Origin of the sequence: Streptosporangium sp. NPDC050855 (genome assembly GCF_044456585.1) — a bacterium.
GTDB classification, from domain to species: domain Bacteria; phylum Actinomycetota; class Actinomycetes; order Streptosporangiales; family Streptosporangiaceae; genus Streptosporangium; species Streptosporangium longisporum.
This window is the reverse complement of the sequence record NZ_JBITFY010000002.1, coordinates 69,242-89,002: the sequence shown is the minus strand read 5'-3', so window position 1 is coordinate 89,002 and position 19,761 is coordinate 69,242. Positions and strand designations below refer to the sequence as shown.

Annotated in this window: 24 protein-coding genes and 1 riboswitch; of the genes, 13 read left to right on the top strand and 11 right to left on the bottom strand. The window is 70.2% G+C overall.

Annotated elements, in window-relative coordinates; all coding sequences use genetic code 11:
* Positions 1-41 precede the first annotated feature (41 nt).
* The 3 genes from ACIBCT_RS05515 (at position 42) to ACIBCT_RS05505 (ending at position 1,818) form a co-directional block, all read left to right on the top strand.
* Entirely contained in the window at positions 42-647 is a 606-nt protein-coding gene (locus ACIBCT_RS05515) for a hypothetical protein (protein WP_399186185.1), read from the top strand.
* A gap of 55 nt (positions 648-702) precedes the next feature.
* Entirely contained in the window at positions 703-1,080 is a 378-nt protein-coding gene (locus ACIBCT_RS05510) for a hypothetical protein (RefSeq protein WP_399186184.1), read from the top strand.
* Between the two features lie 135 nt (positions 1,081-1,215).
* Positions 1,216-1,818 (top strand): GNAT family N-acetyltransferase, encoded by a 603-nt coding sequence (locus ACIBCT_RS05505; RefSeq protein WP_399186183.1) that lies wholly within the window; start codon positions 1,216-1,218, stop codon positions 1,816-1,818.
* A 64-nt stretch (positions 1,819-1,882) separates the two neighbouring features.
* Here the strand turns inward: ACIBCT_RS05505 and bla are convergent, their stop codons facing one another.
* The 4 genes from bla to ACIBCT_RS05485 all read right to left on the bottom strand — a co-directional run bounded on the left by bla (position 1,883) and on the right by ACIBCT_RS05485 (position 4,846).
* Positions 1,883-2,929 carry a class A beta-lactamase gene (gene bla / locus ACIBCT_RS05500; RefSeq protein WP_399186182.1) on the bottom strand — a complete coding sequence of 349 codons (1,047 nt, stop codon included), beginning with the start codon at positions 2,927-2,929 and terminating at the stop codon, positions 1,883-1,885.
* Between the two features lie 233 nt (positions 2,930-3,162).
* Positions 3,163-3,546, bottom strand: a complete 384-nt coding sequence (locus tag ACIBCT_RS05495) for a DUF427 domain-containing protein (protein WP_399186181.1) — start codon at positions 3,544-3,546, stop codon at positions 3,163-3,165.
* 138 nt (positions 3,547-3,684) lie between these two features.
* Positions 3,685-4,398 carry a DUF998 domain-containing protein gene (locus ACIBCT_RS05490; protein WP_399186180.1) on the bottom strand — a complete coding sequence of 238 codons (714 nt, stop codon included), beginning with the start codon at positions 4,396-4,398 and terminating at the stop codon, positions 3,685-3,687.
* Between the two features lie 163 nt (positions 4,399-4,561).
* Positions 4,562-4,846, bottom strand: coding sequence for a putative quinol monooxygenase (locus ACIBCT_RS05485; RefSeq protein WP_399186179.1), 285 nt, complete (start codon positions 4,844-4,846; stop codon positions 4,562-4,564).
* Between the two features lie 163 nt (positions 4,847-5,009).
* On the opposite strand from ACIBCT_RS05485, the gene ACIBCT_RS05480 reads away from it, so the two are divergent.
* On the top strand, positions 5,010-5,327 hold the full coding sequence (locus ACIBCT_RS05480; RefSeq protein WP_399186178.1) for a hypothetical protein: 318 nt from the start codon (positions 5,010-5,012) through the stop codon (positions 5,325-5,327).
* A gap of 112 nt (positions 5,328-5,439) precedes the next feature.
* On the opposite strand, the gene ACIBCT_RS05475 is transcribed toward ACIBCT_RS05480, so the two are convergent.
* On the bottom strand, positions 5,440-6,387 hold the full coding sequence (locus ACIBCT_RS05475) for a sugar kinase (RefSeq protein ID WP_399186177.1): 948 nt from the start codon (positions 6,385-6,387) through the stop codon (positions 5,440-5,442).
* 344 nt (positions 6,388-6,731) lie between these two features.
* Here ACIBCT_RS05475 and ACIBCT_RS05470 point away from each other — a divergent pair, with 344 nt between their 5' ends.
* The 3 genes from ACIBCT_RS05470 (at position 6,732) to ACIBCT_RS05460 (ending at position 9,849) form a co-directional block, all read left to right on the top strand.
* A complete protein-coding gene (locus ACIBCT_RS05470) occupies positions 6,732-7,508 on the top strand; it encodes a DUF4253 domain-containing protein (RefSeq protein ID WP_399186176.1) in 777 nt (258 codons plus the stop codon).
* A 219-nt stretch (positions 7,509-7,727) separates the two neighbouring features.
* Positions 7,728-7,873, top strand: a riboswitch (cyclic di-AMP (ydaO/yuaA leader).
* A gap of 257 nt (positions 7,874-8,130) precedes the next feature.
* On the top strand, positions 8,131-8,883 hold the full coding sequence (locus tag ACIBCT_RS05465; protein ID WP_399186175.1) for a hypothetical protein: 753 nt from the start codon (positions 8,131-8,133) through the stop codon (positions 8,881-8,883).
* 84 nt (positions 8,884-8,967) lie between these two features.
* Positions 8,968-9,849: an alpha/beta fold hydrolase gene (locus tag ACIBCT_RS05460; RefSeq protein WP_399186174.1), complete on the top strand. Its 882-nt coding sequence runs from the start codon at positions 8,968-8,970 to the stop codon at positions 9,847-9,849.
* A 169-nt stretch (positions 9,850-10,018) separates the two neighbouring features.
* Here the strand turns inward: ACIBCT_RS05460 and ACIBCT_RS05455 are convergent, their stop codons facing one another.
* From ACIBCT_RS05455 to ACIBCT_RS05430, 6 genes are all read right to left on the bottom strand, one after another.
* The gene (locus ACIBCT_RS05455) at positions 10,019-10,390 is read right to left on the bottom strand and encodes a hypothetical protein (RefSeq protein WP_399186173.1); all 372 of its coding nucleotides are present in this window, start codon (positions 10,388-10,390) and stop codon (positions 10,019-10,021) included.
* 23 nt (positions 10,391-10,413) lie between these two features.
* Positions 10,414-10,794 carry a roadblock/LC7 domain-containing protein gene (locus tag ACIBCT_RS05450; RefSeq protein WP_399186172.1) on the bottom strand — a complete coding sequence of 127 codons (381 nt, stop codon included), beginning with the start codon at positions 10,792-10,794 and terminating at the stop codon, positions 10,414-10,416.
* A 58-nt stretch (positions 10,795-10,852) separates the two neighbouring features.
* Complete coding sequence (locus tag ACIBCT_RS05445) at positions 10,853-11,875, bottom strand: DUF4388 domain-containing protein (protein WP_399186171.1); 1,023 nt, start codon at positions 11,873-11,875, stop codon at positions 10,853-10,855.
* A 4-nt stretch (positions 11,876-11,879) separates the two neighbouring features.
* Complete coding sequence (locus ACIBCT_RS05440; protein WP_399186170.1) at positions 11,880-12,269, bottom strand: roadblock/LC7 domain-containing protein; 390 nt, start codon at positions 12,267-12,269, stop codon at positions 11,880-11,882.
* A 143-nt stretch (positions 12,270-12,412) separates the two neighbouring features.
* Complete coding sequence (locus ACIBCT_RS05435; protein ID WP_399186169.1) at positions 12,413-13,633, bottom strand: DUF4032 domain-containing protein; 1,221 nt, start codon at positions 13,631-13,633, stop codon at positions 12,413-12,415.
* Positions 13,634-13,637: 4 nt separating this feature from the next.
* Positions 13,638-14,285 (bottom strand): class II aldolase/adducin family protein, encoded by a 648-nt coding sequence (locus ACIBCT_RS05430; protein WP_399186168.1) that lies wholly within the window; start codon positions 14,283-14,285, stop codon positions 13,638-13,640.
* Between the two features lie 329 nt (positions 14,286-14,614).
* Here ACIBCT_RS05430 and ngcE point away from each other — a divergent pair, with 329 nt between their 5' ends.
* The 6 genes from ngcE to ACIBCT_RS05400 all read left to right on the top strand — a co-directional run bounded on the left by ngcE (position 14,615) and on the right by ACIBCT_RS05400 (position 19,683).
* Positions 14,615-16,072, top strand: a complete 1,458-nt coding sequence (ngcE, locus tag ACIBCT_RS05425; protein WP_399186167.1) for an N-acetylglucosamine/diacetylchitobiose ABC transporter substrate-binding protein — start codon at positions 14,615-14,617, stop codon at positions 16,070-16,072.
* Between the two features lie 6 nt (positions 16,073-16,078).
* Positions 16,079-16,990, top strand: coding sequence for a carbohydrate ABC transporter permease (locus tag ACIBCT_RS05420; protein WP_399186166.1), 912 nt, complete (start codon positions 16,079-16,081; stop codon positions 16,988-16,990).
* Complete coding sequence (locus tag ACIBCT_RS05415) at positions 16,990-17,895, top strand: carbohydrate ABC transporter permease (protein ID WP_399186165.1); 906 nt, start codon at positions 16,990-16,992, stop codon at positions 17,893-17,895. Before ACIBCT_RS05420 ends, ACIBCT_RS05415 begins: the two co-directional genes overlap by 1 nt.
* Positions 17,896-18,033: 138 nt before the next feature.
* Positions 18,034-18,636 carry a hypothetical protein gene (locus tag ACIBCT_RS05410; protein WP_399186164.1) on the top strand — a complete coding sequence of 201 codons (603 nt, stop codon included), beginning with the start codon at positions 18,034-18,036 and terminating at the stop codon, positions 18,634-18,636.
* Positions 18,623-18,910: a 4a-hydroxytetrahydrobiopterin dehydratase gene (locus ACIBCT_RS05405; protein ID WP_399186163.1), complete on the top strand. Its 288-nt coding sequence runs from the start codon at positions 18,623-18,625 to the stop codon at positions 18,908-18,910. Before ACIBCT_RS05410 ends, ACIBCT_RS05405 begins: the two co-directional genes overlap by 14 nt.
* A 236-nt stretch (positions 18,911-19,146) precedes the next feature.
* On the top strand, positions 19,147-19,683 hold the full coding sequence (locus ACIBCT_RS05400; protein ID WP_344895073.1) for a carboxymuconolactone decarboxylase family protein: 537 nt from the start codon (positions 19,147-19,149) through the stop codon (positions 19,681-19,683).
* The last annotated feature ends 78 nt before the right edge of the window (positions 19,684-19,761 follow it).

Below are 19,761 nucleotides of genomic sequence, written 5' to 3'. Positions count from 1 at the left end.
CCCGAGCCGGCGGTGGCCGATTCGCGCATCGTCCACGCACGATGAGCGCGACGCGCGAGGCCGAGGAAGGCGGTGTGCTCGCCGTGCTCGACGTCCAGTCCCGCTCGGACGAGCACGGAGGAGATCAATGTCTGACGCGGGAAATGCCGCTCCTTGCGCCAGTGTCCGATTGTGGAAGGGCTCAGGTCCAGCGCCTTGGCAAGGTCGACGTCCAATGGCTTTCCGTCGCCGTCACGACGGGCCTGCCGTTGTTTCACATGCTCCGAGCGTCGCGCCGCCTCCTCCACGTACCCGAAGAAGCGGTCGAAGAACTCCGTAATCGTGTCATCTTTCTCGCTCGATGTCCGATTAGTTCCGACCATGCCTCGTTCGACTCCCTGGTTCTCTATGGGCAAGTCAGGACATTTCACGTCCACCGTATCGTGTCCCGGCTCCTCGCCGCTTCTTCCGCGGAACGCGTCCGACCGCTGCCCGCAAATGCGATTGCATTTGCAATGCAATTGCGTTCGGCCAGGTCACGGGCGTTGCCATTTGCATTTGAGTTGTTTTTCGAGGAAGGCCTTTACGGTTCGGGCCGAGCGATGATCTCCTTTCTCGGGAAGCCGGTCGGGCGGCGTTCGGTCGAATGGTCCGGCCCGCGCGGTTGAAACGCCCCAGCGGGCGGAAACGCCGCCCGCGTAGGAACACAAAAGGAGAATCAAAATGCAGAACACAGGAAAAGTCAGGTGGGCCGCCGCTTCGGTCGCGACGGTGGCGGCTCTCGCCGGCAGCCTCACGATGACGGCGTCCGCGTCCGCCGAGGCCGCCGTCACGCCCGCGGCGAGGACGGCGGTGGCGCTCCAGGCCAAGGTGTCCGCGGTGCCGTGCGGTCTCACCCACTCGACGGGTGACCTGCCCGGCGGCCCCCTGAAGATCGTCTACTACACGATTCGCAACTGCCACTCCTACACGGTCCAGCGCAAGCTGGAGATCGCCGGGACCACGGACGGGTCGTGTCACACCATTCCTGGCGGAAGGACCGTTTCGTCGTCGCGTGTCATCGCGGGCTGGGCGAGCGTCAGAGGGATGAAGGCCTGCTGAGTCCCCGCACCAGGCGCTGAGGGCGTGACTCGTCTGCTGCCACCGGTCGGCAGACGAGTCACGCTCCAACCCCTCGTCCCTCACCGGCCCGATATCCGGTGGCGCCCCCGGGCGCCGATGGTGAGGATTTCCGGTATGCGCATCCTCCTGGAGACCGACCGGCTCGTGCTCCGCGCGTTCACCGAGGCCGACACCGACCACCTGCTCGCGCTGGACGGCGACCCCGAGGTGATGCGCTTCATCGACGGGGGCCGCCCGACGAGCCGCGAGGCGATCCTGACGAGCACCCTGCCGCGGCTCCTCCACGACCATCCGTGCTTCGGCACCCGCGGCTACTGGGCCGCGGAGGAGAGGGCCACCGGAGCCTTTCTGGGCTGGTTCGAGTTCCGTCCCCTGGACGACCACGATCCCCGCGTGGTCGAACTCGGCTACCGGCTGAACAGGTCCGCCTGGGGGGCCGGTCATGCGACGGAGGGGGCGCGGGCCCTGATCCGCAAGGGGTTCACGGATCTCGGCGTGGAGCGGGTGACCGCGAACACCATGGCCGTCAACACGCGCTCCCGGCGCGTGATGGAGAAGGCCGGCCTGTCGTTCGTCCGGACCTTCACCGGGGACTGGCCGGAGGCGATCGAGGGTTCCGAGCACGGCGATGTCGAGTACGAGCTCACCCGCGACGAGTGGGAACGGCTCCGGCGGTCCGGCGCAACGGTGTCACCGTCACCGTCACCGGCACGTTGACGTCCACGTCGAGTTCCGCCGCGACGCGTGCCGTCCGGGACCCGGTTCGTTCCCGGCCTGCGTCTCAGAGCCTGCCGAGCCCGCGGGCCAGGACGGTGGCGGTCTTCGCGATGGTCGGGTCGTCGGTGGGAAGACCCGGGGTGCGGTTGGTGTAGATCGCCATGATGATGGGAGCCGCACCCCTGGCAGGCCAGATGACGGCGATGTCGTTCCCGCCGCCGAACCCGTCGGAGTTGGTGCCGGTCTTGTCGCCGACGATCCATGTCCTGGGCAGGCCCGCCCTGATGCGCTCGTCACCGGTCCTGTTCGCGAGCAGCCAGGCGACGAACCGTTCACGGTCCTTGGCGTGCAACGCCCGGCCGGTCGTGAGCACGCGCAGGTCGCGGCCGATGGCCTTGGGCGTGGTGGTGTCGCGCCTCTCCTTCGGGGTCCAGTCGTTGAGCCCGGGGTGGCGGCGGTCCATGCGGGAGACCGGATCCTTCAGCCCGCGGAAGTACCTCGTCAGGCCCGCGGGCCCGCCGACCAGTGTGAGCAGCAGGTTGGACGCGGTGCCGTCGCTCTGATTCATGGCCGCCTCGCACAGCCGGGTGACGGTCAGGCCGTCCCTGAGGTGCTTCTCGGTGACCGGCGAGTTGGGCGTCATGTCGGCGGCCGTCCACCTGACGACCCTGTTCATCAGTCCGGGTTCGGAGGTGCGCGCCCTGTGCAGCACGTTCGCGCACAGGGGTGCCTTGAAGGTGGACAGCATCGGGAAACGCTCGCCCGCCCGGTACGTCACCGTCCTGCCGGTCGCCGTGTCCAGGGCGTACGCGCCGATGCGCCCCTTGAAGGACTTCTCCAGCCCGCGTAGTTCCCTCCTGACCCGAGCCTGTCCCGGACCCGCGATCTCCGTCCGTGCCTTTCCGGCACCCGTTCCCGTCTCGGTCGAGGTCGTACCCGCGCCGGGGGTGTCGCCGGACGACGGCTGCTGCGGCTTCGGCGGTGTGGCGGACCTGGACGGGGTCGGCGACCTGTGGTCGGCGACGGTGGCCGTGCACGCGGAGAGCGCGCCGGCCGCGATGACGGAGGTCATCGTGACGGCGATCGGCCGGAGGAACCGCGCGTGATCCATGGTCTGTAGGACGTGCGGGCAACCGGCGGGGTTCCTGTCCCGTCCGGGCGTGCGGGCGTCACCGATGCCCGCACGCCCGGACGCAGGACGTCGTGGGACCGGACCGACGGCCCCGTTCCTCCCCGTCGGACTCGCAGCGGGAGACGATCACAGACGATCACAGACGATCACACGGTCGGCCGCTCGACGACCTGAGGCCGGCCCCGAGATCCGTCGCCCGACGGGGGAGACGGTCAGGCGACCGGCTGCTCGTCGATGGAGTCGACGCGCTCGGGGTAGAAGGCGACGTGGTCCTTGATCTCGGCGACGGCCGGGTGCGGCGACTCGTAGACCCACAAAGCGTCCACCACCTGCTCGCCGTCCACCGTGACGGTGTAGTAGCTCGCGTCGCCCTTGAACGGGCAGTAGGTGGCGGTGTCGGTCCGCTCCAGCAGCGAGCGGTCGACGTCGTCGATCGGGATGTACTGAACGGGCGGGTACGAGGCCTCCTGCAGCGTCAGCACGCGCTGCGAGTCGGCGACCACCCGGCCGGAGACCGAGACGACGACCCGGGCCGGGTTCGCCGTGATCGTGATCGGATGCTTGGCGCTGGGCTGAAGAACGGGCTTGTCGGTCATGGTGGGCACCCCTTTCTCTCGTGACCAGTCTGCCGCAGCCCGGATCCGGGCCGTCGGCCACCGCCCCGGGATCGTCCGGGGCACTGGACGGGCACGGACGGGACACGGATGGGACGAACAGGGATGGACGGGGACGGGTCAGGGGAGGTCGGCGGCGGTGGGGCGTGCCGACACGGGGTCCGGGCGGGTCCGCAGCAGGTGGACGGCCAGGAGGCCGAGCCAGCAGAAACCGGTCGCGATCGAGATCCGCTGCATCAGGCCACCGAGACCGGCGAAGCCCTCGGCCCCGGAGAACCCCATCCCGGCGAGCACGAACGAGACGAGGAACACCAGCCCGCCGGCCGCCGAGTAGACCGCCCAGCCGGTCTCGCCCCATCCGGCGAAGCGGCGGGCGAACACGAAGCACGCGGCGGCCAGCGCGGCGAAGAAGAGCAACGAGAACGGGACGTCGTGGAGACGGCCCTGCCAGGTGGAGACGCCCCGCGCGGCCGTGCCGGGCGGATAGCCGCCGATCGGGTCGGTCGGGAAGACACCGGCGCCGATCAACCCGATCGCGCTCGCACCGATCAGCAGCGGCCCCCAGGTCGAGCGCCGTCCGGGCGTACGGAGATCCCGGCGCAGGCCGACGGCGAAGACCAGCATCAGCAGACCGGTGACGACGAAGTTGGCGACCTGCGTCCATCCGTACGGACCCAGGGACAGGGAGCTGACCGGATGGCGCATCGGGTCGTAGCCGGCGCGGGTGGCCCCCTCGATCAGGAACGCGGTGACGAACAGGAGGCCGGCGGCCACCCCGCACAGGTAGGGAAGGGTGGCGCGTGGCGCCGTCGTGTTCTCTGCCGGGGTGCGCATCGATCCTCCTGCACGGGAGACGTCACGGTATCGGGGGAGAGGAACCGCCGGGTGCTTCCCAGGAACGCAGTATCCGCCTGCCGGACGGGCCGGAGCCAGTGCTCGGCCGTGACCTGAGCCCGTCCTGGGACCGGAACCTCCCCCGCGGTCCTCTTCCGGCCGATCAGGCGGGGCCGACCCCGGAGATCTGGTAGCGGGACACGTCGGCGTCGCGGATCATCGCGGACCGGTCGTCCTCCGGGCCGGAGCCCCGGAACGCCTCCAGGGCCTCCTTCGACTCCCACCGCTCGTAGACGTTGATCCGCCCGGTCTCGACGAGGTCGGCGCCGAGCGTGAAGTCGAGGCAGCCGGACGCGGCGCGGGCCTGCTCGACCACGGGCACGCACCCTCGCAGGTAGTCGTCCCGGGCGTCGGGGTCGACGCGGATCCAGCCTGAAACAATGATCATGCCGCCACCCTATGGCCCGCCACCGACAGGATCACCGCCGGACCGGAGCCGGTATGCAAGGGCTGACGCTTCCGTGCCGGTCGCGCATATCGGGCGCCCGCGGGGCACGTAGGATCCGACGGCCGGGCAGGTACGGCGGAGACGAGGACGGCGAGGGCGCGGTGTGAGTTTTGATCTCGGAGTCTGGCTCGGAACCGAACCGCTCACCGCGGCCGAGGCCCTCCGCCGGTACCTCCTCCGGACCGGGAGCGAGATCGCCTGCGGCGAGCCGAGCCCGGAGGTGGCGGCCTTCTACGAGGAGCTGACGTCGGTCTTCCCCGACCTGACCGCCGAGAACTACGCGACCTCGCCGTGGTCCGAGCCGTTGAGCGTGGGGGAGGACTTCGTGCTGATGAGCGCGGTCTTCCCCCGGGCCGGGGAGGTGTGCCGGGTCGTGCTGGAGATGTCCTGGCGGCACCCGCTGGTGATCTTCGAGCCGTAGGGGTGCCTCACGAGCCGTCGCGGGCCCTTCGCGTCGTACGGCGCGACGAGCCGGTCGGCGCCGGTCGGTGCGGGTCGGTGCGGGTCGGTGCCGGTCGGCGCGGTGAGGCCGCTCAGCGGCTGACCGCGTCGCCGGACGGGCGCAGCAGGCCGAGGTCGGAGCGGCGGGGGAGGCTCTCCCAGTCGCCGTCGGCGGTGACCGCGAAGGCCCCGGCGGCCGACGCCGTGGCCAGGCGCTCCTGTGGATCGGCTCCCGCGAGGGTCTCGGCGATCCAGCCCGCGGCGAAGGCGTCCCCGGCGCCCACCGGGTCGACCTCGGTGACCCGGTGCGGCTCGGCGTGCCGTACGACGCCGTCGGAGAGTTCCATCGCGCCCAGCGAGCCGCGCTTGACGAGGACGTGGCGCGGGCCGAGGTCGGCCAGGGCGCGGGCCAGGGCGAGCTGGTCGTTGCCCTCCACGACCAGCCGGGCCTCGGCCTCGGTCGCGAACATGACGTCCACCGTCGGGACGATCTCCCGCAGCACGGCGGACGCCTCGGCGGGCGTCCACAGTGCCCGGCGGTAGTTGACGTCCATCGACACGGTCACCCCCGCGTCGCGGGCCTCGGCGATCGCGGCCCGGACCGCCTCGGCGGCGGAGGCCGACAGGGCCGGGGTGATGCCGGTGACGTGCAGCACGCGGGCCGAACGGATCATCGAGGTGTCCAGGTCGGCCGGGCAGAGCCGGGATCCGGCGCTCGCCGAGCGGTAGTAGCGCACGTCCACCACCTCGGCCGTGCGCCTGCTCTTGATCATCAGGCCGGTGGGCGTGTCCGGGTCGACCCGCATCCCCCGTACGTCGACGCCCTCGCCCGCCAGCGTCGAGCGGAGCAGTTCCCCGAACTCGTCGTCGCCCACCCTGCCGATCCAGGCCGAGCGCCCGCCGAGCCGGGAGACGCCGATGGCCACGTTCGACTCCGCGCCCCCCACGCCCAGCCCGAAGTCGCGGGCGTGCCTGAGCGGGCCGGTGCGCCGCGCGCTGAACAGTGCCATGCTCTCGCCGAGCGTGACCAGGTCGGTCATGGAAGGGGCTCCTCACGCAGCGGGGTCGGTGATCGGTCGTACCCGGCCGTCCGCCGGTCCTCCCGGGATGATCCGGTACGCCGAATACCAGGTCAAGGGAGTGGATAGCGCTTTCTCGCGGCCATCGAGCAGCATAACGTCCTCTACCGGACGGCCGTCGAGCGGCATGGATCTTCCTCTAATTTTTGCTCGGTCCAGGGCACAACTGTCCCTCGGGGTGCTTGACAGGCCAAAATTGATCCGTGGTCAGGATCGGATCGGTAGAGATGAACGATTGCGAGCAGGGGAAGCTTCCGCCCGTTCTGCGCCAGTTGTTCGCCGACGGAGCCGACGGAGCTCGCGGGATGAGCGGAGGTGAGGGCAGGAGGCTCTCGGTGGACCTGCCGCCGGGTGAGCTGGTCTGGCCCGACCCCGGTTACGCTCAGCTCGCGATCCGTCACCGTCCGGCCTTCTGGCTCAGCGAGGTGACGGTCTCGGGGGAGTACTGGGCGCGGCTGCGGGCCGAGCACGAGCGGTCGGGGCTGTGGCCGGTGCTGCTGGAGGACTCCGTCCAGCCCTGGTCGGCCGGTCAGATCGCCCCGGACGCGGCGGCCGAGATCGACAACTACCACGTCGAGGCGTTCATGGCCGAGGTGTGGTCCGACTGGATCGCCAGGGCCCACGTCGACCAGCTCGAACTGCTCGACCCCTTCGGCCCGGAGTGCCCCGGCCCGGCCCCCGCGGGCAGGCTCGCCGCCGACCCCGGGGTGGTCGCGGACTGGTACGCGGGGATGGTGGCCGAGCGCAGGACGCCGCTCGGGCTCGTCGCGGTCGACCGCGGTGCCGACGCCCTGGCCGTCATGGGCTGGCAGGGCGCGCTGAACCACAACGAGTGGATGGTCCCGCTCGCGGCCGTCGTGCGCAGCTGGGAGGACAGGTTCGGGGTGCGGGTGGTCGGGATGGGGTTCAACACCCTCGACGTCAGCGTGGCGGCCCCGCCGACGACCTTCGAGCACGCCCTGCAGGTCGCCGCGGAGCACTGGACGTTCTGCCCCGACAGCATCATCCAGGGCGCGGGGACCCTCATCGACTACGCCGAGCAGATCAAGGGCAGGAACGCCTGGTCGTTCTGGTGGGACTGAGCCGTCCCGGGGCCGGGGGGCCGCGATCCCCGTAGCGGGCGGGCCTGTGGGGCCGCGAGACGCCCGTCCGAGCAATCCTGGATGTTGAGTGCTTTAGGGGACTTTTTGCCAACAAGGTAGATCTTCTGGGGTTTTCGTGGTCTTTGCTTTGCTTTGTCTGGTTCTCGTGGGTAGTGTCCCCTGTTATCGGCCGGTGACCTGCCCTTCACAAGAGGGAGCGACCGCCCGACGTCGAATCCCGCAGGCCGGATGCCGCGGGAACCGGGGACCCATTTTCCGGGGTGAATCCGCCGCTCATGCGGCGGTAGGGCAACTCCACCGCCCGAACCCGTCAGCTAACCCGGTAGACGAGATGGAGAGGAGACCCCCTCATGGATGACCGCGTCACCGCGTCGGTGCACCCCCTGTCCGCGCCGACCACCTGAACCTTCCCCTGCCCCCCGTCCCCCATCCCCCGTACCTTTCGCGCCGCGCCTGATCGCGGCATTTCCAGGCAGCGCTCTGCGTAACGACTGGTTCGTCCGGTTACGCCTTTTCTCCGACAGCGCGCCCTCGCCCGTGCGCCCCTTTTCGGCGTGTCGCACGCGGTAGCCCCGTTCCCTCGCGAAAGAGCCTTTCCCCCATGAACCTCTTCTTTGGCATGCACAAGAACCGCCTGGCCGCAGCCGCCCTCGTCGGGGTGAGCGTGCTCGCCTCCGCGGGCGTCGCCTCCGCACTCCCCGCCTCTCCGTCCCTCGCCGCCGCCACCACCTCCGCGGTGAGCGGCCCCGAGGACGGCGTCGAGGCAGTCCTGCTCCACGGATCCACCCGCGCCTCCTACTTCTGGGACGACTCCTCCGGCCGCGCCGGGGACACCGGCCTGCCGGCCAGTGGCAAGCCGATGCAGAAGGGCATGATCGCCAGCCCGAGCTGGCCGCTGCTCACCGAGGGCTACATCCTCTACAAGGGCAAGCGGGCCAAGTTCTTCGTCGGCGACCGCGGCCCCGGGGTGCCCTCCAACCGCGGCATCATGCTCGACATCGACGCCAAGACCTTCGCCGACCTGACCGGCGGCACCTTCAACGCCGGCACGCTCGGTGTGGACGGCAACGGTGGCATGGGCCACATCGACGTCGAGTACGTGATCACCCGGTGGGGCGACGGCGTGGGCAGGAAGAACCACCCCGTGGCCTTCTCCACCGGTGCCTGGGGCCGCAAGGACCCCAACCCGGCCGATCCGCCCAAGACCGTGCTGGCCAAGTCCGGACGGCCGAAGAAGGTCACCGGGACCGAGCAGGTGAGCGCCGCGCCGATGTCGGCCAAGCCCAAGGTCATGGCCGAAGCCCTCTCCGCGGCCGGGCTGAGCGTGCGGGAGCCGGGCGCCGTCGTCTGGTAGCCGGTCGTCGCGACCGGCCCCGCCGGTGCCGGATCCTCTACAGAATGGCATTCTGTTTCGCAGGATCAACACGGTAGGAGTGCCATGACGACTCTGCGAACCCGGGCGAACGGCATCGAGATCGCCTACGACACCTTCGGCTCCCCCGAGGACCGCCCGCTCCTGTTGATCATGGGACTCGGCTCCCAGATGATCCACTGGGACGAGGACTTCTGCGGGCTGCTCGCCGGGCGCGGGCACCACGTGGTGCGTTTCGACAACCGTGACGTCGGTGAGAGCACCCACCTGCACGAGGCCGGAGCACCCGGACCCGGCTGGAACGGCCGGGTCCCCTACCTGGTCGGCGACATGGCCGACGACGCCGCGGGGCTGCTGGAGGCACTCGGCCTGGACTCCGCGCACGTGGTGGGCGTCTCGATGGGCGGGATGATCGCGCAGTCGCTGGCGATCCGCCACCCGCACCGGGTGCGCAGCCTCACCTCGATCATGTCCACCCCCAGCCCGCGGGCGGCGCCCCCGACCGAGGCCGCGATGGCCGCGCTCATGTCGCCGCCCTCGCCCGACCGCGAGGCGGCGATCCGGCGGGCCGTCGCGACCTGGGACGTCATCGGCTCACCCGGTTACCCGGCCGACCGCGAGCGGATCGCGAGGGTCGCCGCCCTGAGCTACGACAGGGCCTACGACCCGCCGGGCACCGCCAGGCAACTGGCCGCGATCATGGCCTCCGAGGACCGCGCCCCGCTGCTGGCGAAGCTGACGGTGCTGGCCCTCGTCCTGCACGGGGAGGACGACCAGCTCGTCCCGGTCTCCGGGGGGATCGCCACGGCCGAGGCGATCCCGGGCGCGCGCCTGCTCACCTTCCCCGGCATGGGCCACGACCTGCCCCGCGAACTCTGGACGGCCTTCGCCGACGCGATCGAGGAGCTCACCGGCTCCGCCGACCAGGCCGCCGCCGCGGCACGCTGAGGACCCGGCGTCCCGGGCCCGGGACCGTACGCCCCGGGGCCCGGCCGCCGACGGACGACCCGTCGACGAACGACCCGACGGCACACGGGCTCCGGGAACCCGGACCGCCGCAACCCAGACCGCCGCAACCCAGACCGCCGGGACGTGCGCCCGGGACGCGCCGGGAGGTTCAGACCTCGATCTTCTCCTCGATGCTCCGGAGGGTGTGCCGGGCGAGCGCCAGGTTGGACCGGTTCCGGTCGAGGGCCAGGTACATGAAGAGACCCTTGCCGTTCCGGCCGGTGAGCGGGCGGATCACGTGGTACTGCGTACCGAGCGTGATGAGGATGTCCTCGATGCCGTCCTTGAGGCCGAGCGAGTCCATGGTCCGCATCTTGGCCTTGACGACCTCGGTGTTGCCGGCCGCGGCCACCTGAAGGTCGAGGTCCTTGGAACCGCCGAGCGCGCCCAGCGCCATCCCGCTGCCGTAGTCGACGATCACCGCGCCGATGGCGCCGTCGATCGCCATCATCTCCTTGAGAGAGATGTCCATGTTGCCCATTCCTGCCTCCGCTCACTGGATGTTCACTGGGATATCGACGTACGCGAGGTGATGGCGGCCAGCCGGGCCGCCGTCTTCCTGCCCTCCAGCCTGAGCAGCCCGAGGTTGGTCCCCGGGCGCGCCAGCACTGTGAGGACGATCGTGGGGCCGGCGGCGTAGAGGGCCGCGTGGCCGTTGGTGCCGGAGATCAGCGTCTCCTCGAAGCCGCCCTTGCCGGTCATGCCCGTCATCCGACGGCTCAGGGCCAGCAACGCGGAGGAGAGCGCGCCGGTCTGCTCGGTCTCGTCGTTCAGGTCGCTCGCTATGGTCAGGCCGTCGACGCTGCTCGCGATGCTCCCGTCGACGTCGGGGATGCGCTCGCGCAGCAGCGCCATCTCACGGCGTACCTGCTCACGCAGTTCCACCGGCACCCTCCTTCCGATCAGCTTCGGTGTCCGCAGCCTTATCGGCATCGAACCGGGCTCATGTCAGTGCCTCCAATGCGTTCCTGAGCCGGATGAGCAGGTTCACGTCGGCCGGGTCCCCGTTCGCCCTGGGCAGCCACTCCGCCGTCCGCATGGAACCCGCCGGGGCGTGCGGGATGTCCGTGGCGCCCCTGGCCCGCCTGGGCAGCGAATCCCGCGCGTCGGGCTCGCCGGGAACCTCGCCCGACCCCGACCCCGACCCCGACCCCGACCCCGGAGCCGAACCCGGACCCGGAGCGGCGCCCGGGGCCGGAGGCGGGGCCGGAGCAGGAGCGGGAGTCGAGGCCGGTCTCTGGAGCAGTCCCGAGGAGGCGAGCTGCCGTACGGCCAGCAGCACCGAGTAGGCGGGGCGGCCCAGCCTGCGGGCCAGCTCGGCCGGGGTCGCGGTGCGGTCCGCGCCGACCAGCACCTCCCACTGCAACGGGCTCAGCATCACCCGCTGGGCGCCGATGCGCCGCAGCGGGACGACCGGGAGCGTGTCCAGCTCCGCCGACGGCCAGGTCCGTTCCAACCGTTCCCTCCTCCGCTCGCACTCCCGAAGCAGGCCGGTCACGTCGACGTGCCACTGCGGCCCGAGCCAGTGCCGCTCGCCGGGCCGGAACCGCGGCCTGCCCGTGGTCGTCCCCAGCAGGAAGTACGCGGCGTCGAGCACCGCGCTCAGCACGCAGAACTCCAGCTCGCCCCTGGTCAGCAGGCCCTGCTCGACCAGCCGCTCTCCACCGGAGACCAGAGGGCCGCGGGCCGTCCCCTCCCGCAGCTCGGCCGCGGCGGCGCGCCTGACGCTGCGCAGGAGCCCGGCGGGGACCCCGGCGCCGGTGACGAGCAGGTCCTCCAGCCGGGGGGCCGCCGCGCTCTGGGCGTAGGTGACCCGTCCGTCGGTGAGGTAGAGGACCCCCGCCCGGCCGAGGCGGAGCGAGCCGGTGGCGCGGTCGGCGGCGAGCCCGTCGAGGACGCCGAGGACCCCCTGGGCACTGCGGGCGCTGGGGGTACCGGTAGTGCGGACGCTCTCGACGCTCGGCACGGGCTCACGTCGATGTCAGACGGCCGGAGAGCACCTGGAGCCGGTGCCGGGCCAGCGCGAGGTTCGAGCGGTCCCGGTCGAGCCGGACGTAGATGACGAGCGGGCCGTCGAAGGGCGTCTCCAGCGGCCTCAGCACGTGGTGGCCGCCGTCGGTGGTCACCATCATGTCGTCGATCCGGACCGTGCCGCCGGGGGAGACGACGGCCAGCCCGTCCAGCGTCGCGCGCAGGGTCTCGTTCAGTCCCGCGGCCGACCTCTCCACGCCCTCCACGCCGGTGTGACGGCTCGCGCCGCCGGCCGCCACGGCCGTCCCGCTGGTCTGGTCGATGAGGATCGCGTCCAGGGCACCGGGGATGGCCATCACCTCGGTCAGGCAGTCTTCGATTCCGAGCACGTGCTCTCCCTCGCCGGTGATGTCACGCATCGCCCGGACAGCGTAGGGAAAAGCACGGGGAATACTCCGGCTCATCAGTTGATATGGCCGGAAAAGACATACGATTCATTAACCGGGTGGGAAAAGACACACTCCGGGTGGAATCAATCCTCCAAATCGTCGGTGATGAGAGCCTTTTCGTCCGGCTTGAAAACAAGAATGTTCTTCACATAGGAATCCACCGCGGCGGGCAGCCCGACATCGGCCCCGGCCTCCTCCGACATGTACCAGCGGTGGTCGAGCACCTCGTGGAAGAACTGGGCCGGCTCCAGCTTGCCCCGCAGCTCCTGCGGCACGGCCTCCACCGTGGGCTGGAAGACCTCGGCCAGCCAGCGGTGGGCCACGATCGCCTCGTCCTCGTGGCGCAGGCCGACCGAGACCCGGAAGGAGTCGAGGTCGTTCAGCAGCCGCCTGGCCTGGTTCTCCTCCACGTCCAGGCCGGTGAGCCGGAGCAGCCTGCGCTGGTGGTGCCCGGCGTCCACCACCTTGGGCCGGACGATCAGGCGGCCGGTGCCGGCCTTGCGGCGGACCATCATCTCGGCGACGTCGAAGCCCAGCGAGTTCAGCCGCCGGATCCGCTGGTCGATCATGTGCCAGTCGACCTCCTCGATGATGTCGTCGGAGGTCAGCTCGCCCCACAGGCGGTGGTAGCGCTCGCAGATGGAGTCGGCGACCCGCTCCGGGTCGATGGTGGGGTGCAGCAGCCCACCGGCCTCCAGGTCGAGCATCTCGCCGAAGATGTTGGTGTGCGCCACCTCGATGTCGTACAGCCGCTGCCCCTCGCTGATCATGGGGTGCAGCTCGCCGGTCTCGGCGTCGACCAGGTAGGCGGCGAACGAGCCCGCGTCCCGGCGGAACAGGATGTTCGACAGCGAGCAGTCGCCCCAGTAGAAGCCGCTGATGTGCAGCCGTACCAGCAGCACGGCCAGGGCGTCGAGCAGCCGGTTGAGCGTCTCGGGCCGTACCGTCCCGGACATGACCGCCCGGTAGGGCAGGGAGAACTGCAGGTGCTGGGTGATGAGCGCGGAGTCGAGCGGCTCGCCCGAGGCGTCGGCGCGCCCGGTGACCACGGCCACCGGCTCGACGGACGGGGTGTCCATCCTGGACAGGTCCCACAGCAGGCGGTACTCGCGCTTGGCGTAGTACTCGCTGATCTCCTTGATCGCGTACACCTTGCCCGAGAGCCGGGTGAAGCGCACCACGTGCCGGGAGATGCCGCGCGGCAGGGAGACCAGGCGGTGCTCGGGCCAGTTCTCCAGCGGGACGTCCCAGGGCAGGCGGATGAGGTCCGGATCGCTCGGGGCGCCGGTGAGCTGCAGGGGCATCGGGTCAGTCCTCGCGACGGGGGAAGGTGGGCGGGTCGAAGGCGCGCCGGACCACGTCGGCGAGCTGCTCCTCGGTGAGCACGCGCGGCTCGCCGACGGACCTGGCGCGCACGTAGACCTCGCAGAGCCACTCCAGCAACCGGGTCGCCTCGAAGGCGCCGTCCAGGTCGTCGCCGATCGTGACCCCGCCGTGGTTGGCCATCAGCGCGGCGCGCTTGCCGGCCAGGGCCTCCCGTACGGAGGCCGCCAGCTCGGGGGTGCCGTAGGTGGCGTAGTCCGCGACGCGGACGGTCCCGCCCAGCAGCAGGGCGTTGTAGTGGATCGGCGGCAGCTCGCCCATGGTGGTGGCGACCACGGTGCCGAAGACCGAGTGGGTGTGCACCACGGCACCGGCCCCGGTGGCCGCGTAGACCGCCAGGTGCATGGGCGTCTCGGAGGAGGGGGACAGGTCACCGTCCACGAGGTGGCCCCCGACGTCGACGACGGGACAGGCCTCGGGCTCCAGCCGGTCGAGGGGGACGCCGCCGGGCGTCACCGCCACCAGGTCGCCCGCGCGGACGCTGAGGTTCCCCGCGGTCCCTACCACCAGACCGGACGCGGCGGCGCGGTGGCCGTACTCACACAGCAGGCGGCGCTGCTCGGCCAGCAACATGTCCCAAAAGTAGGGGCTTGCGGTACCGGGCGGCAAACCCCCATTATCTGGTCTAGACCGGTTGCCGCTCCCAGGTGACCGGAAGGTGCGGTTCCTTTACCTCCCTGACGTGCGAACGTCAATGGTCATCGGGAGAATATCGGCTACCGTGTGCCGTTCTGTCAGCGGATCGTGCTTCCTCGGCGTCCGACGGCTACCGGATAGGTCGCGGGGACATCACGGCTCGGTCTAGACCGGCTGCGAACCCTTGACGGTGGACTCCGGGGTACGTACCTTCGGGCAAACGTTTAGGAAACTTTCCTAATTCATCCCCCGTTCAGGAGGGTTGCATGTCCCATTCGGCCGGTACGCCCGGAGACATCACCCGGCGGCAGATGCTCCGCCGGATCGGCATGAGCGCCCTGATCGCCGGTCCCGGCGCCGGGCTGCTCACCGCCTGCGCCACCGGCGGTGGCGCGGCTCCCGCCTCCAGCGCCTCGCCGGCCGCCTCGGCGGGCGGCGCGGTGTCCGCGAAGAACCCGTTCGGCGTCCCCGCGAACGCGCCCCTCGAGGTCGTGATCTTCAAGGGCGGCCTCGGTGACGGCTACGCCGTGGAGGTCCACGAGCCGCTGTACAAGAAGGCCTTCCCGCAGGCGCAGATCAAGCACGTCGCCACCCAGCAGATCGCGCAGACCCTGCAGCCGCGGTTCGCCGGCGGCGACGTCCCCGACATGATCGCCAACTCCGGCACCGACCTGATGGACAACGCCGCCCTGCAGAAGGAGGGCCAGCTGCTGGAGCTCACCGAGCTCTGGGACGCCCCCTCGATCGACGACCCGAGCAAGAAGGTGCGCGACATGGTCGCGCCGGGCACCGTCGAGTCCGGCCTCATCGACGGCAAGCCGTACCTGATGAACTACGTCTTCTCCGCGTACGGTCTCTGGTACGACTCCGCGCTGTTCGAGGAGAAGGGCTGGACGCCGCCGAAGACCTTCGACGAGTTCAAGACCTTCGCCGAGACGGCCAAGGCCGCCGGGATCACCCCGTTCGCGTACGCCGGCAAGAACGCCGCCTACTACGCGTACTGGATGATCCTCATCTCCGCCGCCAAGATCGAGGGCAACCAGATCCTGGTCGACGTCGACAACCTCGTCGACGGCGTCTGGCAGCGCGACGCCATGAAGCAGTCCGCCGCCGCCTGGGCCGAGATCGGCAAGCACATGGACAAGTCCTTCGAGGGCCTGATCCACACCGAGGTGCAGCTCCGCCAGAACCAGGGCAAGGTCGCGCTGTACCCGTCGGGCTCCTGGCTGGAGAACGAGCAGAAGGCGCAGACGCCCAAGGAGTTCAAGTACGCGCTGACGCCCACCCCCAGCGTCACCGCGGCCGACAAGATGCCTTTCGAGGCCATCCGCGCCGCGGCCGGCGAGGCCTACATCGTCCCCGCCAAGGCCAAGAACCCCCGGGGCGGCCTGGAGTACCTGCGCATCATGCTCTCCAAGGAGGGCGCCAAGGGCTTCACCGAGAAGTCCGGCAACATCACCGTCGTGACCGGTGCCGCCGACGGCCTGGAGCTGACCCCCGGCAACGCGAGCCTCAGCGCCGCCCAGAGCGCCGCGGGCCAGAACATCGTCACCTTCAGCAGCTTCGAGAACTGGTACAAGGAGTTCGAGACCGAGCTGCGCAAGCAGACCAACGCCCTGATGTTCGGCCGCATCTCCGCCGACGAGTTCTGCGAGAAGGTGCAGAAGGCCGCCGACAAGACCAAGGCCGACTCGTCCGTCACCAAGCAGAAGCGGACGGTGTAGCTCCCCATGCGGCAGGGCAAGTACCCGTTCATCGTCGGCTTTCTCGCCGCGCCCGTCCTCCTCTACGTGGTCTTCGTGGTCAGCCCGTACGTCCAGGCTTTCTACATCTCGCTGACCGACTGGAAGGGCATCTCGGCGAACCCCCGGTTCATCGGCCTGGAGAACTTCACCAGGCTCTTTGACGACGAGGTCTTCTGGGCTGCGGTGCGTCACCACGGTGTTCTGCTGCTTGTCATGCCGCTGGCCACGCTCGTGATCGCGCTGTTCTTCTCCTTCCTGCTCAACCTGGGCGGCGGGCAGCACGGCGGCCGGATGGCCGGGATCTGGGGCTCGAAGGTCTATCGTGTGATCTTCTTCCTGCCCCAGGTCCTGGCCGTGGCCATCGTCGGCGTCCTCTTCCAGGCGATCTACCGCCCGGACGAGACCGGCGTGCTCAACAGCCTGCTCGGCAAGGTCGGCATCGACCCGGTCGGCTGGCTCATCGACCCGGACATCGCCCTGCTGTCGATCATCGGCGTGATGGTCTGGCAGGCGGTCGGCTTCTACGTGGTGCTGTTCTCGGCCGGCATGTCGTCGATCCCGGCGGACGTGTTCGAGGCCGCCGCGCTGGACGGCGCCGGCCGGTTCACCCTGTTCTTCCGGATCACGGTCCCGCTGCTCTGGGACACCATGCAGGTCGCCTGGGTCTACCTCGGCATCGCCGCCTTCGACGCCTTCGCTCTGGTCCAGGTGCTCTCGGTCGACCGCGGCGGGCCGGACAACTCCACCACGGTGCTGCCGATGGAGATCTGGCGCACCGCGTTCAACTTCTCCAAGTTCGGCTACGCCTCGGCGATGGGCGTGGCGCTGTTCTTCCTGACCATCACGTTCGCCGCCCTCACCCTGCGCGTGACCCGGCGCGAGAGGATCGAGTTCTGATGGCCACGGACACGGCTCGCAAGCCCGCCACCCGCCCTTCCGCCCCGGCGCACGTGAGGCGCCGCAGGAGGAACCCGATCGGCGCCTTCGGGGTGCTCTCCCACCTGGCGCTGCTGGTCTGGGCGATCCTGATCGTCGGCCCGATCCTGTGGACGTTCCTGTCCTCCTTCAAGACCAACACCGAGATCTTCGGGGACGCCGTCACGCTGCCGGCCTCGTTCGGCTGGGACGCCTGGGGACGGGCCTGGGAGAAGGCCCACATCGGGCAGTACATGCTGAACACCGTCTTCGTGGTGGCGTGCGCCACGGCCGGCACCATGCTGCTGGGCTCGATGGCGGCGTACGTGCTGGCGCGCTACACCTTCCCCGGCAACAGGCTCATCTACTTCCTGTTCGTGTCGGGGATGACGTTCCCGGTCTTCCTCGCGCTGGTCCCGCTGTTCTTCGTGGTCAAGAACCTCGGCCTGCTCGACACCCACCTCGGCGTGATCCTGGTCTACATCGCCTACTCGCTGCCGTTCACGGTCTTCTTCCTGTCGGCGTTCTTCAAGACGCTGCCCACCTCGGTGGCCGAGGCGGCGATGATGGACGGCTGCTCGCACACCCGGACGTTCTTCCAGATCATGGTGCCCATGGCCAAGCCGGGCCTGGTCAGCATCACGATCTTCAACATCCTGGGCCAGTGGAACCAGTACCTGCTGCCGATCGTGCTGCTCACCGGCAACGTCGAGGACAAGTGGCTGATCACCCAGGGCGTCGCCAACATCTCCACCAACGCCGGGTACGAGGCCGACTGGCCCGGCCTGTTCGCCGCGCTGAGCATGGCCATCGTGCCCGTCATGATCGTCTACATCATCTTCCAGCGCCAGATCCAGTCGGGCCTCACCTCCGGCGCCGTCAAGTGAGCCCGAGCCGTCCGGCGACCACCGGATGACCGGATCCGGTCAGATCACCGGTCCCGCGGAGTAATCCCGGAAGGGGTGCCGGGAGTCGTTCATAGGCGTAAGCGACTCCCGTCCCCTTCCCGCGGAGCACCGGACACCATGGCCCATCCCGACCAGGACTTCCCCTTCCCGTTCTTCGGCGCGGGGGAGGCAAGCTACTACATGTGGGCAGAGGTGCACGTGCGCTTCGCCCGGGAACCCTCGGCCTCCCAGCGGGCGGTCATCACCGACACCGTCCCGGCCCCGCTGCGCGGGGCGATCGACTGGTGCGAGGGACGCCAGCTGATGGTCTCCAGCGGCCTGTCCCTGCACGGCGCGCTGGTCCGCTCCTACCCGGCCGCCGACGGCGACTCCGACCGGATCGACGACGACGGCTGGCTGCACGCGGCCCCCTCCCGGGTCGCCGCCCTCAACGCCGACATCGAGGACTGGCTGCTGCGCATCGACCGGGAGTGCCCGATCCTGGCCGCCCACCGCGCCGAGGACCCGGACGGCGGCGGTACCCGCCTGTCGGACTGGCACGCCTGGAGCCTCACCCGGCTGCCCGGCCTGCTGCCCGAGCTGGAGCCCCTGCTCGACCGGGCCAGCCACGCCACCTCGATGGCCCGGGACATCCTGGCCATGGCCCGGCGCGCCGGAACCCTGCCCCGGCTTGGCGTCCTCACCCCGGACGTGATCTCCTGGCGGGATGAACCTGCTTGACGACTCCGCGGTGCGCGACAGGCTCACCGCAGTGCCCGAGTGGCGGCGCGAGGGCGACGAGATCCGCCGCACGATCACCGCCGCCGACTTCCCGGCCGCGATCCGCATCGTGGACGAGATCGCGGTCGAGGCCGAGAAGCTCAACCACCACCCCGACATCGACATCCGCTGGCGCACCCTGCACCTTGCGCTGACCACGCACGACGCCGGCGGCCTGACCGAGCTGGACTTCACCCTGGCCGCCCGGATCGACGAGATAGCCGCCGGCGCCTGAGCGCCCGGCCGGTCGGGGGCCTTCACGGGACGGCGGGGGGCCTTCACGGGACGGCGGGGGGCCTTCACGGGACGGCGGGGGGGCGGTGGGTTTCACAGGACGGCAGGGGGACGGTGAGCAAGATCGGTCATTGACGGGCGCATCCGGCCGTGCGGACCATGAAGGCGTTCACGAGACCCCCTTCTCGTGACGGACGAGCGAGAGATCCTCTCCTTCATCAGCGCAGGGAGCCCCCCATGCCCCACATCACCCTCCCCACCGACGAGCCCGGGATCCTCGGCCTCTTCCGGTTCCGCCCGGAGACGGCAGGGCCGCTCAACCAGCTCGTGGAGGTCCTGCTCCGCGGCGACAGCACGCTGTCGCGCGGGGAACGCGAGCTGATCGCGGCGTACGTGTCGTCGCTGAACAGCTGCCGGTTCTGCTTCTCCTCGCACGCCGCGTTCGCCGCCGCGCAGCTGCCCGAGGGGATGACGCTGGTGGAGCAGGTGCGCGCGGATCCGGACGGCGCGCCGATTCCGGCGAAGACGAAGGCGCTGCTGGCCATCGCGGCGGCCGTGCAGCAGGGCGGGCAGGAGGTCTCCGACAAGCACGTCGAGGCCGCCAGGGCGGAGGGCGCCACCGACCTGGAGATCCACGACACGGTGCTCATCGCGGCGGCGTTCTGCATGTTCAACCGCTACGTCGACGGCCTGGGCACGTTCGCCCCCGACGACCCCGCCGGGTACGCGGAGATGGCCAAGGTCATCGTCGCCGAGGGCTACGGCACCCACTGACCGGAAGCGGCCAACACCCTGTGTGATCACGAGATCACGATTAGGGTGGACGCTGTTCCTCGTCGGCCCGGTCAGGGA